Annotated in this window: 12 protein-coding genes, 1 tRNA gene and 1 pseudogene; 3 read left to right on the top strand and 11 right to left on the bottom strand. The window is 63.7% G+C overall.

What is annotated here, in order from left to right; translation table 11 throughout:
* Positions 1–6: 6 nt before the first annotated feature.
* From queE to def, 11 genes are all read right to left on the bottom strand, one after another.
* Positions 7–639 carry a 7-carboxy-7-deazaguanine synthase gene (gene queE / locus BGI01S_RS17850; protein ID WP_042327288.1) on the bottom strand — a complete coding sequence of 211 codons (633 nt, stop codon included), beginning with the start codon at positions 637–639 and terminating at the stop codon, positions 7–9.
* 94 nt (positions 640–733) lie between these two features.
* On the bottom strand, positions 734–1,468 hold the full coding sequence (gene queC / locus BGI01S_RS17845) for a 7-cyano-7-deazaguanine synthase QueC (RefSeq protein ID WP_042327287.1): 735 nt from the start codon (positions 1,466–1,468) through the stop codon (positions 734–736).
* Between the two features lie 380 nt (positions 1,469–1,848).
* Positions 1,849–1,924, bottom strand: a tRNA-Phe gene (locus tag BGI01S_RS17840).
* A gap of 95 nt (positions 1,925–2,019) precedes the next feature.
* On the bottom strand, positions 2,020–2,709 hold the full coding sequence (esaR, locus tag BGI01S_RS17835; protein WP_042327286.1) for a response regulator transcription factor EsaR: 690 nt from the start codon (positions 2,707–2,709) through the stop codon (positions 2,020–2,022).
* Positions 2,710–5,127, bottom strand: a complete 2,418-nt coding sequence (locus BGI01S_RS17830; protein WP_042327285.1) for a sensor histidine kinase — start codon at positions 5,125–5,127, stop codon at positions 2,710–2,712.
* Complete coding sequence (locus tag BGI01S_RS17825; protein WP_042327378.1) at positions 5,117–5,716, bottom strand: DUF4390 domain-containing protein; 600 nt, start codon at positions 5,714–5,716, stop codon at positions 5,117–5,119. Before BGI01S_RS17825 ends, BGI01S_RS17830 begins: the two co-directional genes overlap by 11 nt.
* The gene (rsmB, locus tag BGI01S_RS17820) at positions 5,713–7,152 is read right to left on the bottom strand and encodes a 16S rRNA (cytosine(967)-C(5))-methyltransferase RsmB (RefSeq protein WP_042327284.1); all 1,440 of its coding nucleotides are present in this window, start codon (positions 7,150–7,152) and stop codon (positions 5,713–5,715) included. The genes BGI01S_RS17825 and rsmB overlap by 4 nt, the downstream gene beginning before the upstream one ends.
* Positions 7,153–7,482: 330 nt before the next feature.
* On the bottom strand, positions 7,483–8,340 hold the full coding sequence (htpX, locus tag BGI01S_RS17815; protein WP_042327283.1) for a zinc metalloprotease HtpX: 858 nt from the start codon (positions 8,338–8,340) through the stop codon (positions 7,483–7,485).
* A 103-nt stretch (positions 8,341–8,443) separates the two neighbouring features.
* Positions 8,444–9,085, bottom strand: a complete 642-nt coding sequence (locus BGI01S_RS17810; protein WP_042327282.1) for a LysE family translocator — start codon at positions 9,083–9,085, stop codon at positions 8,444–8,446.
* Between the two features lie 116 nt (positions 9,086–9,201).
* On the bottom strand, positions 9,202–10,188 hold the full coding sequence (gene fmt / locus BGI01S_RS17805) for a methionyl-tRNA formyltransferase (RefSeq protein WP_042327281.1): 987 nt from the start codon (positions 10,186–10,188) through the stop codon (positions 9,202–9,204).
* Positions 10,189–10,219: 31 nt separating this feature from the next.
* Positions 10,220–10,723, bottom strand: coding sequence for a peptide deformylase (gene def / locus BGI01S_RS17800; protein WP_042327280.1), 504 nt, complete (start codon positions 10,721–10,723; stop codon positions 10,220–10,222).
* A 243-nt stretch (positions 10,724–10,966) separates the two neighbouring features.
* Here def and BGI01S_RS17795 point away from each other — a divergent pair.
* The 3 genes and pseudogenes from BGI01S_RS17795 (at position 10,967) to BGI01S_RS17785 (ending at position 15,532) form a co-directional block, all read left to right on the top strand.
* Positions 10,967–12,170 (top strand): annotated as a pseudogene (locus tag BGI01S_RS17795) (DNA-processing protein DprA).
* A gap of 70 nt (positions 12,171–12,240) precedes the next feature.
* The gene (locus tag BGI01S_RS17790) at positions 12,241–12,618 is read left to right on the top strand and encodes a thioredoxin family protein (RefSeq protein ID WP_042327279.1); all 378 of its coding nucleotides are present in this window, start codon (positions 12,241–12,243) and stop codon (positions 12,616–12,618) included.
* Positions 12,619–12,868: 250 nt separating this feature from the next.
* Positions 12,869–15,532, top strand: coding sequence for a DNA topoisomerase III (locus tag BGI01S_RS17785; protein ID WP_042327278.1), 2,664 nt, complete (start codon positions 12,869–12,871; stop codon positions 15,530–15,532).
* The last annotated feature ends 65 nt before the right edge of the window (positions 15,533–15,597 follow it).

Genomic DNA, 15,597 nt, shown 5'->3' with positions numbered 1-15,597 from the left:
GGCAAATCAGGGAATGTTCAGGTACTTGTGGGTCTGCATCGACAGGCGCCATTGCGGATGGCGTTTGCACCAGTCGATCGCGAGCTTCGTGTTGATGTCGCGCGACGGGCCGTCCATCGGCTGGACGAGGAAATACTCGAAGTCGAGCTTCGCATAGTCGGACAGCCGCTGGTTGTCCTGCGGAAACACGACCTTCAGTTCGTTGCCTTTGGTCACGACGAGTGGCGCGTCGGCCTTCGGGCTCACGCAGATCCAGTCGATCGTGTCGAGCACCGGCAGCGAGCCGTTGGTCTCGATCGCGATTTCAAAGCCCGCGGCGTGCAGCGCATCGACCAGCGGCTGATCGATCTGCAGCATCGGCTCGCCGCCCGTGCAGACCACGAAGCGCTCGCCCTCGCCTTGCGGCCATTGCGACGCGATCATCTGCACCAGTTCTTCGGCGCTGCGGTACTTGCCGCCGTTCTCGCCATCGGTGCCGACGAAATCGGTATCGCAGAAGCGGCACACGGCCTCCGCACGATCTTCTTCGCGGCCCGACCACAGATTGCAGCCGGCGAACCGGCAGAACACGGCCGGACGCCCGGCATTCGCGCCTTCGCCCTGCAACGTGTAGAAGATTTCCTTGACCGCGTAAGTCATGCTGCTTTCTGCCTTGTGTTCCTGAAAATGATGGCCTGCATGGCGCTGCTTTTCCGTGCGATTCGCCGTGCGTTGTTGCGCCGTGCGCCGGATGTCAGAGCGGCGGCTCGGTGACTTTTTCGCCGGCCAGGTATGCTTCGTAGCCGCGCTTGCGCAAGCGGCACGCCGGGCATTCGCCGCAGCCGAAACCCCACGCATGCAACTCCGCACGTTCGCCGACGTAGCAGGTGTGCGTTTCGACGCGCACCAGTTCGACCAGCGCGTCGCCGCCCAGCTCGTGCGCGAGACGCCACGTGTCGGCCTTGTCGAGCCACATTAGCGGCGTTTCGAGCAGGAAGCGCGTGTCCATGCCGAGATTTAGCGCGACCTGCAACGCCTTCATCGTGTCGTCGCGGCAATCGGGATAGCCCGAGAAGTCCGTCTCGCACATTCCGCCGACGAGCACCTGCAAACCGCGCCGATAAGCAATCGCCGCCGCGATGGTCATGAACATCAGATTGCGGCCCGGCACGAACGTGTTCGGCAAACCGTTGGCCGTGGCTTCGATCTCAATCTCGCGCGTCATCGCGGTATCGCTGATCGAGCCGAGCACCGACAGGTCGATCATGTGGTCGTCGCCGAGACGCTCCGCCCACGCAGGAAACGACCGCGTGACAGCCTGACGGAATCCTTCGCGGCATTCGAGTTCGACGCGGTGTCGCTGACCGTAATCGAAGCCGAGCGTTTCGACCGTTTCATAACGATCGAGCGCCCAGGCGAGGCACGTGGCGGAATCCTGGCCGCCGGAAAACAGCACGAGAGCGCTACGCTTGGCGTCTTTGCGGATCACCGTGAAACTCCGTGAATGATGAGTGCCGCGTCGCGCTGCGCGAGGTGCGCCATGCGAGCAACGCGGTGCGACGCGTGCCGGCACTGCTGCCGGCCCAAAGCAGTATAGGCCGCGCCTTCTGCGGGCAGAGTCGCTGGGCGCTTATACCGTTAATCGTCGGGCGAAGGGTTCGGTGCGGATGGCGGCCGGTGCCGCGTGGCATCCAGGCGCGAATCGGATGACACACTTGCGCGCAAGTCCTTGAACCGGCGCGATTTTATCACGCGACGCCGAATGCCGCCGAGCGCGCCCTCGCGCATCGTGCGAGCAAGCCGAAGCCACGAATGCCCGTCAGAAAAGGAAAAGCCCCAGGAATCTTGCGATTTCCTGGGGCTGAATCCTGGTGGCCTGGGACGGAATCGAACCATCGACACGCGGATTTTCAATCCGCTGCTCTACCAACTGAGCTACCGGGCCAACGAAGAACGAAATGATATCAAGGGGTCTTCAGTCTGACAAGCCCCTTCGTGAAAAAATCTGTCGAGGCGGGAGCAACGCGCTCACACACGTCGTCACTCCCCTTTGTTCTTGCCGAGATCGACGCCGAGCTGCTTGAGCTTGCGATACAGGTGCGTGCGTTCAAGGCCGGTCTTCTCCGCGACGCGCGTCATGCTGCCGTTCTCACGCGCGAGGTGATATTCGAAGTACGCGCGCTCGAACGCGTCGCGCGCATCGCGTAGCGGAATGTCGAACGAGATCGATGCCGTTTGCGCAGCCAGCGCGCCGCTGCCCATGCCGTCGGTGGACAGCATCGGTAACGCGGCCGCCGACGCCACCGCCGACGCGCTCACCGGCAACACCGGCTTCGCCGCCGCGCCGCCGGGCGCACTCGCCGAATTGCCGCGCGCGAGACCCTGCTCGACGGCCTTCAGCAGCTTCTGCAATGCAATCGGCTTCTCGAGAAAATTGAGCGCGCCGATCTTGGTCGCCTCGACCGCCGTGTCGATGGTTGCATGGCCCGACATCATGATGACCGGCATCGTCAATTGCCCTTGCGCGGCCCATTCCTTGAGCAAGGTCACGCCGTCGGTGTCGGGCATCCAAATGTCGAGCAGCACGAGGTCCGGCGCCTGACGCAAACGGAATTCGCGCGCTTCCTGCGCATTTTCAGCGGCCTCCACGACATGCCCCTCGTCGCTCAGGATCTCCGAGAGCAATTCCCGGATGCCCATTTCATCATCTACCACCAGGATGGTTGCCATTTACGCTGCCCTTGTCTGCACTGTTGCTTTTGTCTTTCCCTGCGACGCACCGCTGCCGTGCGCCGGCCGCGGCCCTGTACCAGGTGCCGCGGCATCGTCCGCCAGTTGAAGGAAGAGGATCGAAATCTGCGCGCCTTCGATCACGTCGCCCGCTTTCATGCGGTTGCGAACGTCGATGCGCGCGCCATGCTCGTCGACGATCTTCTTGACCATTGCAAGACCCAGACCCGTACCTTTGGCCTTGGTCGTCACATAAGGTTCGAATGCGCGTGTGAGGATGCGCGCGGGGAACCCCGGTCCGTTATCCGACACGGTCAGACGCACCGCGACACGTACTTTGCCTTCCGTGTCGGGGTCTCCGTATTCTACTGTCCTCGTCTCGAGCAACACACGCGGATGCTCGACATCGGCTACCGCATCCTGCGCGTTCTGCAGCAGGTTGTGAATGACCTGACGCAATTGCGTCGCGTCGCCGCGAATCGCCGGCAATGTGGCGAGTTCCACCCGGATCGCGCCCTTGCCTTCCTCGATACCGTACAGCGTGAGCACCTCGCTGACCAGATCGTTCAATTGCAAATGCGCGAGCACGGCGGGAGGCGTGCGTGCGTAGTCGCGGAAATTGTCGACCATCTGCTTCATCGCGGCGACCTGGTTCACGATCGTCGTCGCGCCGCGCTTCAACACGTCGGCGTCCGACGGCGACAGCTTGTCGGCGAGCTTCATCTGCAAACGCTCGGCGGAAAGCTGGATCGGCGTGAGCGGATTCTTGATCTCATGCGCGAGCCGCCGCGCGACTTCACCCCATGCAATCGAACGCTGCGCGGAGATCACGTCGGAGATATCGTCGAACACGACGACGTAGCCGGAGGTCTGCATGTCTTCGGCATCGCGGTCGGTTGCCGACACGAGGCGCGCGCCGCGCACGAGCAGCGTGAGCGGTTCGGTTTCGCCCTGCACCTGAATCGAGAACTGCTGCTGCCAGTGACCGCGATCGTCGTGACCGTCGCCACTCGCCGCTTCGCGATCGGCAAACGCCTTGCGCACCATCCCGCCGAACTCGCTCAGCGCGCCGATCTGATCGAGCGACGAACCGAGCACGGTCTGGAACGGCTGCCGGAAAATGCGCTCGGCGCCGCGATTTGCGGTGGTGAGCCTGAACTGCCGGTCGAACACGAACACGCCCGCGGTCAGATTCGCGAGGATGCTTTCCAGATACGCCTTCGAGTGTTCAAGCGCGATGCGGTTGTTCTCGACCGCCGCGCGCGCTTCGGACAGTTGCCGCGTCATCGCATTGAACGACTGCGTGAGGAAGCCCAGTTCGTCGCGCGATTTGATTTCGCGCTTCGGCGTGTAGTCGCCCTCGGTGATTTCCTTCGTGCCTTGCGCGAGCAGGAACAGCGGCCGCGCGAGTTGATTGCCAAGCGCGAGCGCCAGCATCATCGCGATGAAAGTGGCGAGGAACAGCGCGAGCGTGAGCGTGCCGATGTACATCTTGCGCAAGCCCGTGCGGCCGAGCGCCTTTTCCTGGTACTCGCGATACGCGCGCTGCACCGCGTCCGCATTGCGCGCGAGCGAGGGCGACACCGGCTGCGTGAGTTGCAGGAAGCGTTCGGCGGGCTGCAGCAGCGAAGCATTCGAGTCGGGGATGCGCTGCACGACGCGCAGCCGCAGCGCGCCCTTGCTGCCATGCGCGTGCGGATCGCCGTCCACTTCGCCTTCGATCGCCGCATAGCCGCGGCCGCGCGCCTGGTCGATCATCAGCGGCGTGGGCAGGTCGTTCGGCACGAGCATCGCGTAATTGCCGGAGGCCTGCGCGACCACGTGCATTTCGGGTGTCGCGCCCGACATGCTGCGCGTGGGCTCGATGATGATCGCGTCCTGCACGCCGAACTGATCGCGCAGACGCAGCAGCGTGAGCGTGGTGCCGGCGGCGTCCGCGCTGGCGATCTGCTCGGACATCAGGCGCCCCTTGGTCTGCAGATCGGACAGCGACGCGTCGAGCATGCCACGCCCGAGATTCAGACCGGCCGTGAGCGCCGTTTCGACGTTCACGTCGAACCACGATTCGATACTGCGCGACACGAACTGATATGAGACCACGTAGATGATCCCACCTGGCACGACACCGACCAGCGCCATAAAAAACGCGAGCTTCGCCAGCAATCGCGTGCCGAACTTACCCTTGCGCAGCCGCGCGATGATGATGATGATGAGGGTCGCCACCACCAGCAGAAAGATCATCGCGACCGCGACGTTCGCGCCGTACAGCCACTGGTAATAGCGGTCGAAGAATTCGGTATTCGCGCTCGCCGCGGCCAGCAGCACGAGCAGCAACACGGCCGTCACGGCGACCGTCGACACCAGCACGCGCACGACGATGCTGGTGACGCTGGTGGTTGAGCGCACTTTATTTAGCACGTTCGGTCGCCGTGAAAGTGAAGCGCTTCCATTCGGAAGCGAGGTTCCAGTCGCGGTTGTTGACCGCGTCGATCTGGAACGGCTTGGGCATCAACGCGATGTCGAGTTGCATGCGCACAGACGCGGTGTAGGTCTCGCCGACGCGCACCTGATTGCGCTCGATCACATGCCATGATGTGACGTGCTTGATCACCGCGAGCGCATCCTTGAGCGTGCTGAACGCAAGCTGCAACCCGCCCGACGACACGCTCGACACGCGGTACTCGCGCGTCAACGGCTGGAACGACAGGCGGATGCTCTGCGACACGCTCACCGGCTGCTCGTCGAACCAGTACCAGCGCGGCCGGCTCAATTCGAAGTCGGTCGTGAAATAAAGCGGAATGCCTTTGTTGACTGCGTCTTCGAGATTGCTGTTGAGGTCGAAGTCGAAACGCGCGTCGAGACTCCAGCCAGTGTTGTCGGCTTGCAGCGACGCCCGCTGCACCGCGATCGAGTCGGCGTGCGCCACGCCCGGCGCCGTCAGCCATACGGCCAGCGCAATCCAGAGCACGGCAGCGAGCCGAAGCGGGAAGAAGCGTTTGATGGTCACCGTTTCTGAAAGCGCGCGTAGAAAAATCCGTCGTGGTCTGAGTTCGCACCGGCGCTGTCTTCAGCGGGTTGTCCGGCATCGGAACCGGCCGAGGTATCGGCGGGCGCGCGGGCAACTGAGGGTAACAGTTGCCCCGGCGCGTCCAATCGTACCGCATCCTGATGCTTGTCTCCAAACCACTGCGCCTGCAACTCGCCCTCTTCGGGAAAGATCGAACACGTAACGTAGAGCAACTCGCCGCCTGACTTCACGAGCGGCCAGAGCGCATCGAGAATGCGGCGCTGTTCGGCGACCAGCGCGGGAATGTCGGACGCGCGGCGCAGCCAGCGAATGTCCGGATGACGCCGCACGATGCCCGACGCCGAACACGGCACGTCGGCGAGGATACGGTCGAACGGTTGATCGATGTCGTCGTGCCATTTGGCGGGCGCGCCCGCGTCGCCGATACGCACTTCCGCTTCGAGCTTGAGCCGCTGCAGGTTTTCGCCGATGCGGCGCGCGCGCGACGCATCGCTTTCGAGCGCCACGAGTTGCAGATTCGCGAGTTCGAGCAGATGGCCGGTCTTGCCGCCGGGCGCCGCGCACGCGTCGAGCACGCGCATGCCGTCACGCACGCCGAGCAGTTGCGCGGCCAGTTGCGCACCGGCGTCCTGCACCGAGACCACGCCGTCGTTGAAACCGGGGATGCGGTCCACCGGCATCGGCGTGTCGAGCTTGACCGCGTAGTCGCCGGCCCGGCTCGCGGCAATGTGATGGTTCTGCAGCACTTGCAGGTAGGCGTCGACCGTCGAGCGGCGCGCGTTCACGCGCAACGTGAGCGGACCTTGCGTGGTGCCGGCCGCGAGCACCGCTTGCCATGTGTCGGGCCATGCGCGTTTGACCGCGTCGATCCACCACGCCGGATAATTCCAGCGCGCGACTTCGTCGGCTTGCGCGGCATTCAGCAAAGTCTCGCGCTCACGCAGGAAATTTCGCAACACCGCGTTGACCAGGCCCTTCGCGAATGCGAATTCGCGACGCGCGCCGATGGCGCTTACCGCCTGATCGACCACCGTGAATGGCGCGTAGGCGGCGTTCGCTTCATCGTCGACCAGCAACGCGAGCGAGCAGGCGAGCACATGACCGACGTGCGGCGGCGGCGCTTTCTTCACCAGCTTCGCGATCAGCCATTCGACGGTCGCGAGACGCCGCATCGTGCGATAGGCGATGTCCTGCACCGCGCCGCGCGCGGCTGCGGCGCTGCCCTCAGGCGCGGGCACGAAGACGGCTTGCAGCGCGGCCGGCAGAGCCGCGCCGAGACGCACGGCGCCGACCGCCTGTCCGGCACAGTCGAGCGCGAAACCCAGCGACTCGGGCGCGAGATGCAGCATCGACAACCGGGATTCGCGCGGACGCGCCAACGGAGAAGCAGAACGCGAAGAAGGCTTTGGTGTCATGAAAGAGGCAAAGGCAGGCCGCGCGGTGCGCGCGGCGCAATCAGCACACATTGTAGCGTGGCGTCGTGTGTGGGCCGCCGTGGTTGGGTGGCAGGCGGTGGGGCGGCCGCAGATCGAGGTCGGGAAATAGTGCAGAGGCCCAGCGCCGTGGGGCAGTGATGCGGGCTGCCGGTTTGCTCAAACGGCAAGGAGGAGTGGCGTCGCCGGCCACCACTTTCGCAGCTTGTTTGCGAAATCAGGCCCGTTACACCGCAGCCCGCTTCTCACTCGCCGTCCGCTGGAATAAAAAAGGCGAGTCCGCGGACCCGCCTTTCGTCAATTCACTCGGCGTTATTCGAAACGCCCCGTGCGCGCCATTTCCATCAAACGCGCGATGCGTTCCTCGGTGGCCGGGTGCGTCGAGAACAGATTCGCGATACCGCCGCCCGACAGCGGATTCATGATCATCATCTGCGCCGTGGCCGGATGCTGCTCGGCGACGGGAAACGGAATGCCGCTCGCGTAGCGATGGATCTTGTCGAGCGCCGAAGCGAGCGCTTGCGGGTCGCCGGAAATCTGCGCGCCGCCACGGTCGGCTTCGAATTCACGCGCACGCGAAATCGCCATCTGGATCAGCGCGCCGGCGAGCGGCGCCAGCAGCGCCACGGCGATGCTGGCGATCGGGTTCGACCGATTACCGTTTTCGTCACGGCCGCCGAAGAACATCGCGAAGTTCGCCAACGCGGAAATGGCGCCTGCCATGGTTGCCGACACCGTCGAGATCAGGATGTCGCGGTGCTTCACGTGCGCCAGCTCGTGCGCCATCACACCGCGCATTTCGCGCTCGGACAGCACGCGCAGGATGCCAGTGGTGGCGGCAACCGCCGCATGCTCCGGATTGCGGCCAGTGGCGAACGCGTTCGGCGCGTCTTCGTTGATCAGATAGACGCGCGGCATCGGCAGGTTAGCGCGCGTGGAGAGCTCACGCACCATGCGATAGAACTGTGGCGCGCTGCTTTCGTCGACTTCCTGCGCGTTGTACATGCGCAGCACCATCTTGTCCGAAAACCAGTACGAGAAGAAATTCATCCCAAGGGCGATTACGAGCGCGATCATCATGCCCCGCGACCCGCCGATCATCCCGCCGATCACGATGAAAAGGGCCGTGATCGCGGCCATCAACATCGCGGTTTTGACCCAATTGAACATGTCTGCAACTCCTAAAACGTGAGCCTCATATCTGCGCCGCCTGAACGCAGCGCCCGATTGTAAGCGAAACGTTAGATAAGGATGGATCGGGAAAATTCAATCGTCATCGTGATGCAGTGGCGAGCTTGATGCCCAAGCCGACGAACGCGCTGCCGACCCCGCGGTCCAGCCACTTCTTCACCGAAGGCTTGCCGGAAAAACGCTGCGTCACGCTGCCCGCGATCCAGGCGACAAAACTGTTCCAAAGCATGCTCATCACGACGAACACCGCGCCGAGCGTGAGGAACGCGAACGTTTTGTGTTCGCTGCCGGTCGTTACGAACTGCGGGAAAAACGATACGAAGAAGAGCACGACCTTCGGGTTCAACACATTGGTCCAGAAGCCTTGCAGAAAAAGCTGCTTCAACGATTTGGGCGCGTCAGCCGCGCGTGCGTCGCCGGCTGTCGCGTGCGCTGCGGGCCGCGCGAAAATCAGCCGCGCGCCGAGATAGATCAGGTAAAGCGCGCCGGCGAATTTGATGACCGTGAACGCCGTGGTAGAAGCGGCCAGCAGCGCGGTCAAACCGAATGCGCACGCCAGCGAATGCACGCAGCAACCCGCCGAGATGCCGAGTGCGGACATGAGGCCGGCACCCCGGCCTTGAGCGACGCTGCGCCCGACGATATACGCGGTATCCGGACCGGGCGTCACGTTCAGAAGAAAGACCGCGACGACGAAAAACTCGAAATGGGTAATGCCAAACATTGAAAATCCTCGAAACCTGGGGGTGACTGCATGGAGGATTCTAACGCGCGGCGGGGTCGCGGCGGAGGGTCTCGAACATCGGCCAAACGGTCGATGTTCAAGACATCCGCGGGCTGTTACTTTGCTTCAGGAAGTTGAAAGCGCTGTCCCGCGGCCAGCGTCGAACCGGCCAGGAATTCGCGCACCGGCAGGCGCTTGCCACCGGGTTTCTGCAATTGCGTCAGACGCAGCGCAGCTTCTCCACAGGCCACGATCACGCCGTCCGCGGAGACTTCGGTAATCGTGCCGGGCGCGTTGTCGCCTTGCGCCTCGACGGGGACAGCCGCCCAGATTTTGACCGAGCTGCCGTCTTCCAGCGTCCCCACGCCGCCGGGGAACGGGTCGAACGCCCGCACCTGGCGCGCGAGGACCGCGGCCGGACGGCGCCAGTCGAGCGCGGCTTCCTGCTTGCCGATCTTTTCCGCGTAGGTCACGCCGTCCGCCGGTTGCGGAGTCGATGCCAGCTTGCCGTTGCGCTCGAGTTCGATCAGCGCGTCGACGATCAGCCTCGCGCCGTCCTGCGCCAGGCGATCGTGCAACGTGGCGGTGGTGTCGTCGGAGGAAATCGGCGTGCGAGCCTCGGAGATCATCGCGCCGGTATCGAGGCCGACGTCCATCTGCATCAGCGTGATGCCGGTTTCCGCGTCGCCTGCTTCGATCGCGCGATGAATCGGCGCCGCGCCGCGCCAACGCGGCAACAACGACGCGTGAATGTTGATGCAGCCGAGCGGCGCAATATCCAGCACTTCCTGCGGCAGGATCAGCCCATAGGCCGCGACCACCATGACGTCGTGCGGCGTGGCGCGCAGTTGTTCGATCGCGGCGGCGGCTTCCGCGGGGAATCTGCCGGCGCGGCGCAGCGAAGGCGGCTGCGCGACGTCGAGCCCGTGCTCCTGCGCGAAGCGCTTGACCGGACTCGCCTGCAATTTCATACCGCGCCCGGCGGGCCGGTCCGGCTGGGTCAGCACGAGCGGCACCGGAAACCCGGCACGGTGAATCGCGGCCAGCGCCGCCGCGGCGAACTCCGGCGTACCGGCAAAGATGACGCGCAACGAATGACTCATGAACGGGGACGGTAGGCGAGGTGGACGCGCATTACATCGCGTGGGCGAGCTTCTTCATCTTGCTCTTGATGCGCGTCTGCTTCAGCGACGACAGATACTCGACGAACACGCGGCCCATCAGGTGATCCATTTCGTGCTGAATGCACACGGCGAGCAGCCCTTCGCAATCCAGTTCGAAGGTCTCGCCCTTCTCGTTCAATGCGCGCACGCGCACTTTCTCGGCGCGCTCGACGTTGTCGTAAATGCCTGGCACCGAGAGACAGCCTTCTTCCGACAGCTTGCGCTCGTCGCTCGACCAGATGATTTCTGGATTGATGAAAGCGAGCAACTGATCGTGCGCGTCCGATACGTCGATCACGATCACGCGCTCGTGCACGTCGACTTGGGTCGCGGCAAGGCCGACTCCGGGCGCCGCGTACATGGTCTCGGCCATGTCGGCGACGAGACGGCGGATGCGGTCGTTGACCTTTTCGACCGGCTTCGCAACCTTGTGCAGACGCTTGTCCGGATAGTTGAGGATGTTCAGTAAAGCCATGATTTTGAGTGTGATTTGAGGCGCCGCTGACCGTTGGAGGGCTCGCGTTGGCCGTTCGGCCAGGTTGTGAGCCCGTCGTATTGCGCCGAGGATAGATGGTGTCGAACCGGTTCGATTCAACGCGCCACATGCGCCAGACGACGAGCCCGCGCGGGTGGGCGCGGCGCTGCGGTTATTTCGGATGATGAAAATTTTAGCATGGTGCCCGCCTGCCCGCTGGCCCTGCAAGAGGAGCGACTCGCAATGCACACCTTGCCCGCAACCAATATCGAACTCGCCGCGTGGCTGCGGCTGGCGCTCGCACCGGGCCTGACGCCCGCGGCGCTGCGTCTGTTGCTCAGCGCTTTTGGGCTGCCGGAAGCGATTTTCGCTCAAGCACCGGAAGCGCTTGCCGGGGTCGCCGGCGAAGCCGCGGCGCGTGCCGCGCTGGCGCCGACGGGTCCCGATTTCGACGCGCAACTCGACGCGGTGATCGCGTGGCGCGAGCTGCCCGGCAATCAGGTCGTGACGCTCGACGACCCTGCGTATCCGCCCGCGCTGCTGACCATGCCCGATCCGCCACCGCTGCTATATATAAAAGGCCGGCTCGATCTGCTGCATACGCGGGCGGTCGCGCTGGTCGGCAGCGGGCGTGACCGTCGTGTCGGGACTGGCGCTCGGCATCGACGGCGCCGCGCATCGGGGCGGACTGGACGGCATCGGCAGTACGGTGGCCGTGATCGGTACCGGTGCGGACCTCGTGTACCCGGCAGCTCATCACGCCCTGGCGCGGCAGATTGCGGCGCAGGGCGCGATTCTTTCGGAATGGCCGCTCGGCACGCCCGCGCGCGCCGCCAATTTTCCGCAGCGCAATCGGTTGATCGCCGGGCTGGTTAGCGGTGTGGTGATCGTCGAAGCGGCGATGCGCTCCGGTTCGCTGATCACGGCGCGGCTCGCCAATGAAATGGGCCGCGATATTTTCGCGCTGCCCGGCTCGATTCACGCGCCGCTGTCGCGCGGATGTCATCGGATCATCAAGCAGGGCGCAAAGCTCGTTGAGACACCCGAGGAGGTACTGGAGGAACTGGGCTTCGCAAGGCGTCCGGCAGTCCGTGCTGCCGCTCCGTCTTCGAGGCAGACGGTTCCTTGGGATGGCGCCACTTCGCGGAATGCGCCAGCGGTCGGAGCTTCGGCCATGGTTCAGCGGGAACTGGCGGCAGCGCGGTCCGCCGGAGCGGATCAGTCGACGGTGGCAACCGCTCCCATCGACACCGACGCGCAACGACTCCTCGCAGCACTGGGTCACTCGCCCACCACGCTTGAAATTCTGGCCACCCGCACCGAGATGGAGGACTCGTCGCTGCAAACCACCCTGCTGCAACTGGAACTTGCCGGCCAGGTAAGCGTGCTGCCCGGCGGCCGCTTCATGCGGGCCGGCCACGGCCGGTCCCATCTTGATCAGGGTTGACCACCCTTCGGGATCGGCCATGCTACATTCGCGCCAAAGCACCTCACAAAGTACGCAAGGAACCCACTACATGCCCGCGCTGAATCTCGACACCGACCAAGACCGGATCGCCGAGCGCGTCAACGAACCCGACACGTTGTTCGTTGCCTGCCTGTGCGCAGAGTGGTGCGGGACCTGCCGTGAGTATCGGGATGCGTTCGACAAACTGGCCGACCGGCATCCGGATATCTGTTTCGCATGGATCGACATCGAAACCCACGCGGACCGTTTCGACGATCTGGATGTCGAGAATTTCCCGACCATCCTGATCGAAGACTCGGTCACGACACGCTTTTTCGGTACCGTTTTGCCGCAGGCGTCGATTGTGGAGCGGATGCTGTTGGACCTGACGGCCGTGCCCGGCGTCACCGGCGCGCCCAAGCTGCGGCCCGCGCTGACGGTCGCCTGAAGGTGGCGGCGCCGGCGCCCGAAGGTTGCAGCAGCGTGTCGGAAGCGGTACACAGCATGTTTGCCGCAGCTTGCCCAACGGCTGAGCGCGCAATTATGATGGCGCGCTTTTATGGCACTTGACACGTTGCTTTCGCGCCGTGTGCTATAAAGCGGTCGTTAATGGGTCCCAAAGGTCGCAAACGAGGGTCGCGCGCTAATTTGGCGCACTCAAGGCCATCAACCCGGTTCCACCAACCTCACATCGAGTCATGTCCAAAGCACTGATCATCGCCGAAAAGCCTTCCGTCGCGAACGACATCGCGCGGGCTTTGGGCGGCTTTACCAAGCATGACGAGTACTACGAAAGCGACGACTACGTCCTTTCCTCGGCAGTCGGCCACTTGCTGGAAATTGCCGCGCCCGAAGACTATGAAGTCAAGCGCGGCAAGTGGAGCTTCGCCAATCTGCCCGTCATTCCGCCGCATTTCGATCTGAACCCGATCGCCAAGAGCGAGTCGCGCCTGAAGGTGCTGACCAAGCTGCTCAAGCGTAAGGACGTCGACCGTCTGATCAACGCATGCGACGCGGGGCGCGAGGGCGAGCTGATCTTCCGCCTGATCGCGCAGCACGCCAAGGCCAAACAGCCGGTGCAGCGTCTGTGGCTGCAATCGATGACCGCCGGTGCGATCCGCGACGGCTTCGCCCGTCTGCGCAGCGACGAAGAGATGCAGCCGCTCGCCGATGCGGCACGCTGCCGCTCGGAAGCGGACTGGCTGGTCGGCATCAACGGCACCCGCGCGATGACCGCGTTCAACAGCAAAGGCGGCGGTTTCTTCCTGACCACGGTCGGGCGGGTGCAGACGCCGACGCTGTCCATCGTCGTCGAGCGCGAAGAGAAGATTCGCCGCTTCGTGCCGCGCGACTACTGGGAAGTGAAGGCGGAGTTCGTCTGCGCGGCCGGTTTCTACGAAGGCCGCTGGTTCGATCCGAAATTCAAGCGCGACGAGTTCGATCCGGAAAAGCGCGATTCGCGTCTGTGGGCGTTGCCCGCGGCTGAAACGATCGTCGCCGCCTGCCGCGGCCAGACCGGTACGGTGACGGAAGAATCGAAGCCGTCCACGCAACTGTCGCCGGCACTGTTCGACCTGACCAGTTTGCAGCGCGAGGCCAACGGCCGCTTCGGCTTCTCGGCGAAGAACACCTTGGGCCTGGCCCAGGCGCTGTATGAAAAGCACAAGGTGCTGACCTATCCCCGGACCGACGCTCGCGCGCTGCCGGAAGACTATATGGATACGGTCAAGGACACGCTCGGCATGCTCAAGGAGAGCAACAACTATCTGCCGTTTGCCAAGCAGGTGCTCGACAAGGGCTGGGTGAAGCCGAACAAGCGCATCTTCGACAACTCGAAGATCAGCGACCACTTCGCAATCATCCCGACGCAGCAAGCGCCGAAGAATCTGTCCGAGCCGGAACAGAAGCTCTACGACCTCGTCGTCAAGCGCTTCCTGTCGGTGTTCTTCCCTGCCGCCGAATACCGGGTGACGACGCGGATCACACAAGTGGTCGGCCATCACTTCAAGACCGAAGGCAAGGTGCTCGTCGAACCGGGCTGGTTGCAGGTCTACGGCCGCGAAATCAGCGGCGAAGACGCGAACCTCGTGCCCGTGCAGAAGGACGAGAAGGTCAAGACGGACAAGATCGCCGCCCAGCAACTCGTGACGAAGCCGCCCGCACGCTACAACGAAGCGACCCTGTTGTCGGCGATGGAAGGCGCGGGCAAGCTCGTCGAAGACGACGAGTTGCGCGAAGCGATGGCGGCCAAGGGCCTCGGCACACCGGCCACGCGCGCGGCGATCATCGAAGGTCTGCTCGGCGAAAAGTATCTGATCCGCGAAGGGCGCGATCTGATCCCGACCGCCAAGGCTTTCCAGTTGATGACGCTGTTGCGCGGTCTCGGCGTGAAGGAGCTGACCGCGCCGGAATTGACCGGCGAGTGGGAATACAAGCTCTCGCAAATGGAACGGGGCAACCTGCCGCGAGACGCGTTCATGCAGGAAATCGCCCGCATGACGCAGACCATCGTCAAGCGCGCGAAGGAATACGATTCCGACACGATCCCGGGCGATTACGCGACGTTGGAAACGCCGTGTCCGAATTGCGGCGGTCAGGTGAAGGAGAACTATCGGCGGTTTGCCTGCTCGAAATGCGAGTTCTCGATTTCGAAGATTCCGGGCGGACGCCAGTTCGAAATCCCGGAAGTCGAAGAGCTGTTGCAGAACAAGACGATCGGACCGCTGTCGGGCTTCCGCAGCAAAATGGGCCGGCCGTTCTCGGCAATCCTCAAGCTGTCGTTCGACGACGAGATCAAGAACTACAAGCTGGAGTTCGATTTCGGCCAGGATGCGGGCGGTGAAGACGGCGAACCGCCTGACTTCTCCGATCAGCAGCCGGTGGGCGCGTGCCCGAAGTGCAAGGCCCGCGTGTTTGAACACGGGATGAGCTACGTCTGCGAAAACTCGGTGGCTAATCCGAAGACTTGCGACTTCCGCTCGGGCAAGGTGATCCTGCAACAGGAAATCGCGCGCGAGCAGATGGCGAAGCTGCTCGAAGAAGGCCGCACGGATCTGCTGACGAACTTCAAGTCGTCGCGCACGGGACGGAATTTCAAGGCGTTCCTCGTCAAGCAGAACGACGGCAAGATCGGTTTCGAATTCGAGAAGAAGGAGCCGTCGGCGAAGACTGCCGCGAAGACCGCGGCGGCCAAGTCGGCTGCGAAAGCGGCGCCGGAGTCGGACGATGGAGAAACGGCGGTAGCGGTGAAGACTGCGCCGGCGGCCAAGAAGGCAGCGGCGAAGAAGGCACCCGCAACCAAAACCGCGGCGGCCAAGAAAGCGCCCGCGAAGAAAGCGGTGGCGCGTAAAACCGGCTCGTGATTTGGGCTGGCGGCTAGTCCGGAAGACGTTTCGCTTCCGGCCGGCCGGCTTCATTCGCTTTTGCC

Origin of the sequence: Paraburkholderia ginsengisoli NBRC 100965 (assembly GCF_000739735.1) — a bacterium.
Classification (GTDB): Bacteria; Pseudomonadota; Gammaproteobacteria; order Burkholderiales; family Burkholderiaceae; genus Paraburkholderia; species Paraburkholderia ginsengisoli.
The sequence above is the reverse complement of the archived record's forward strand: the minus strand, read 5'-3'. Positions and strand labels throughout refer to the sequence as shown.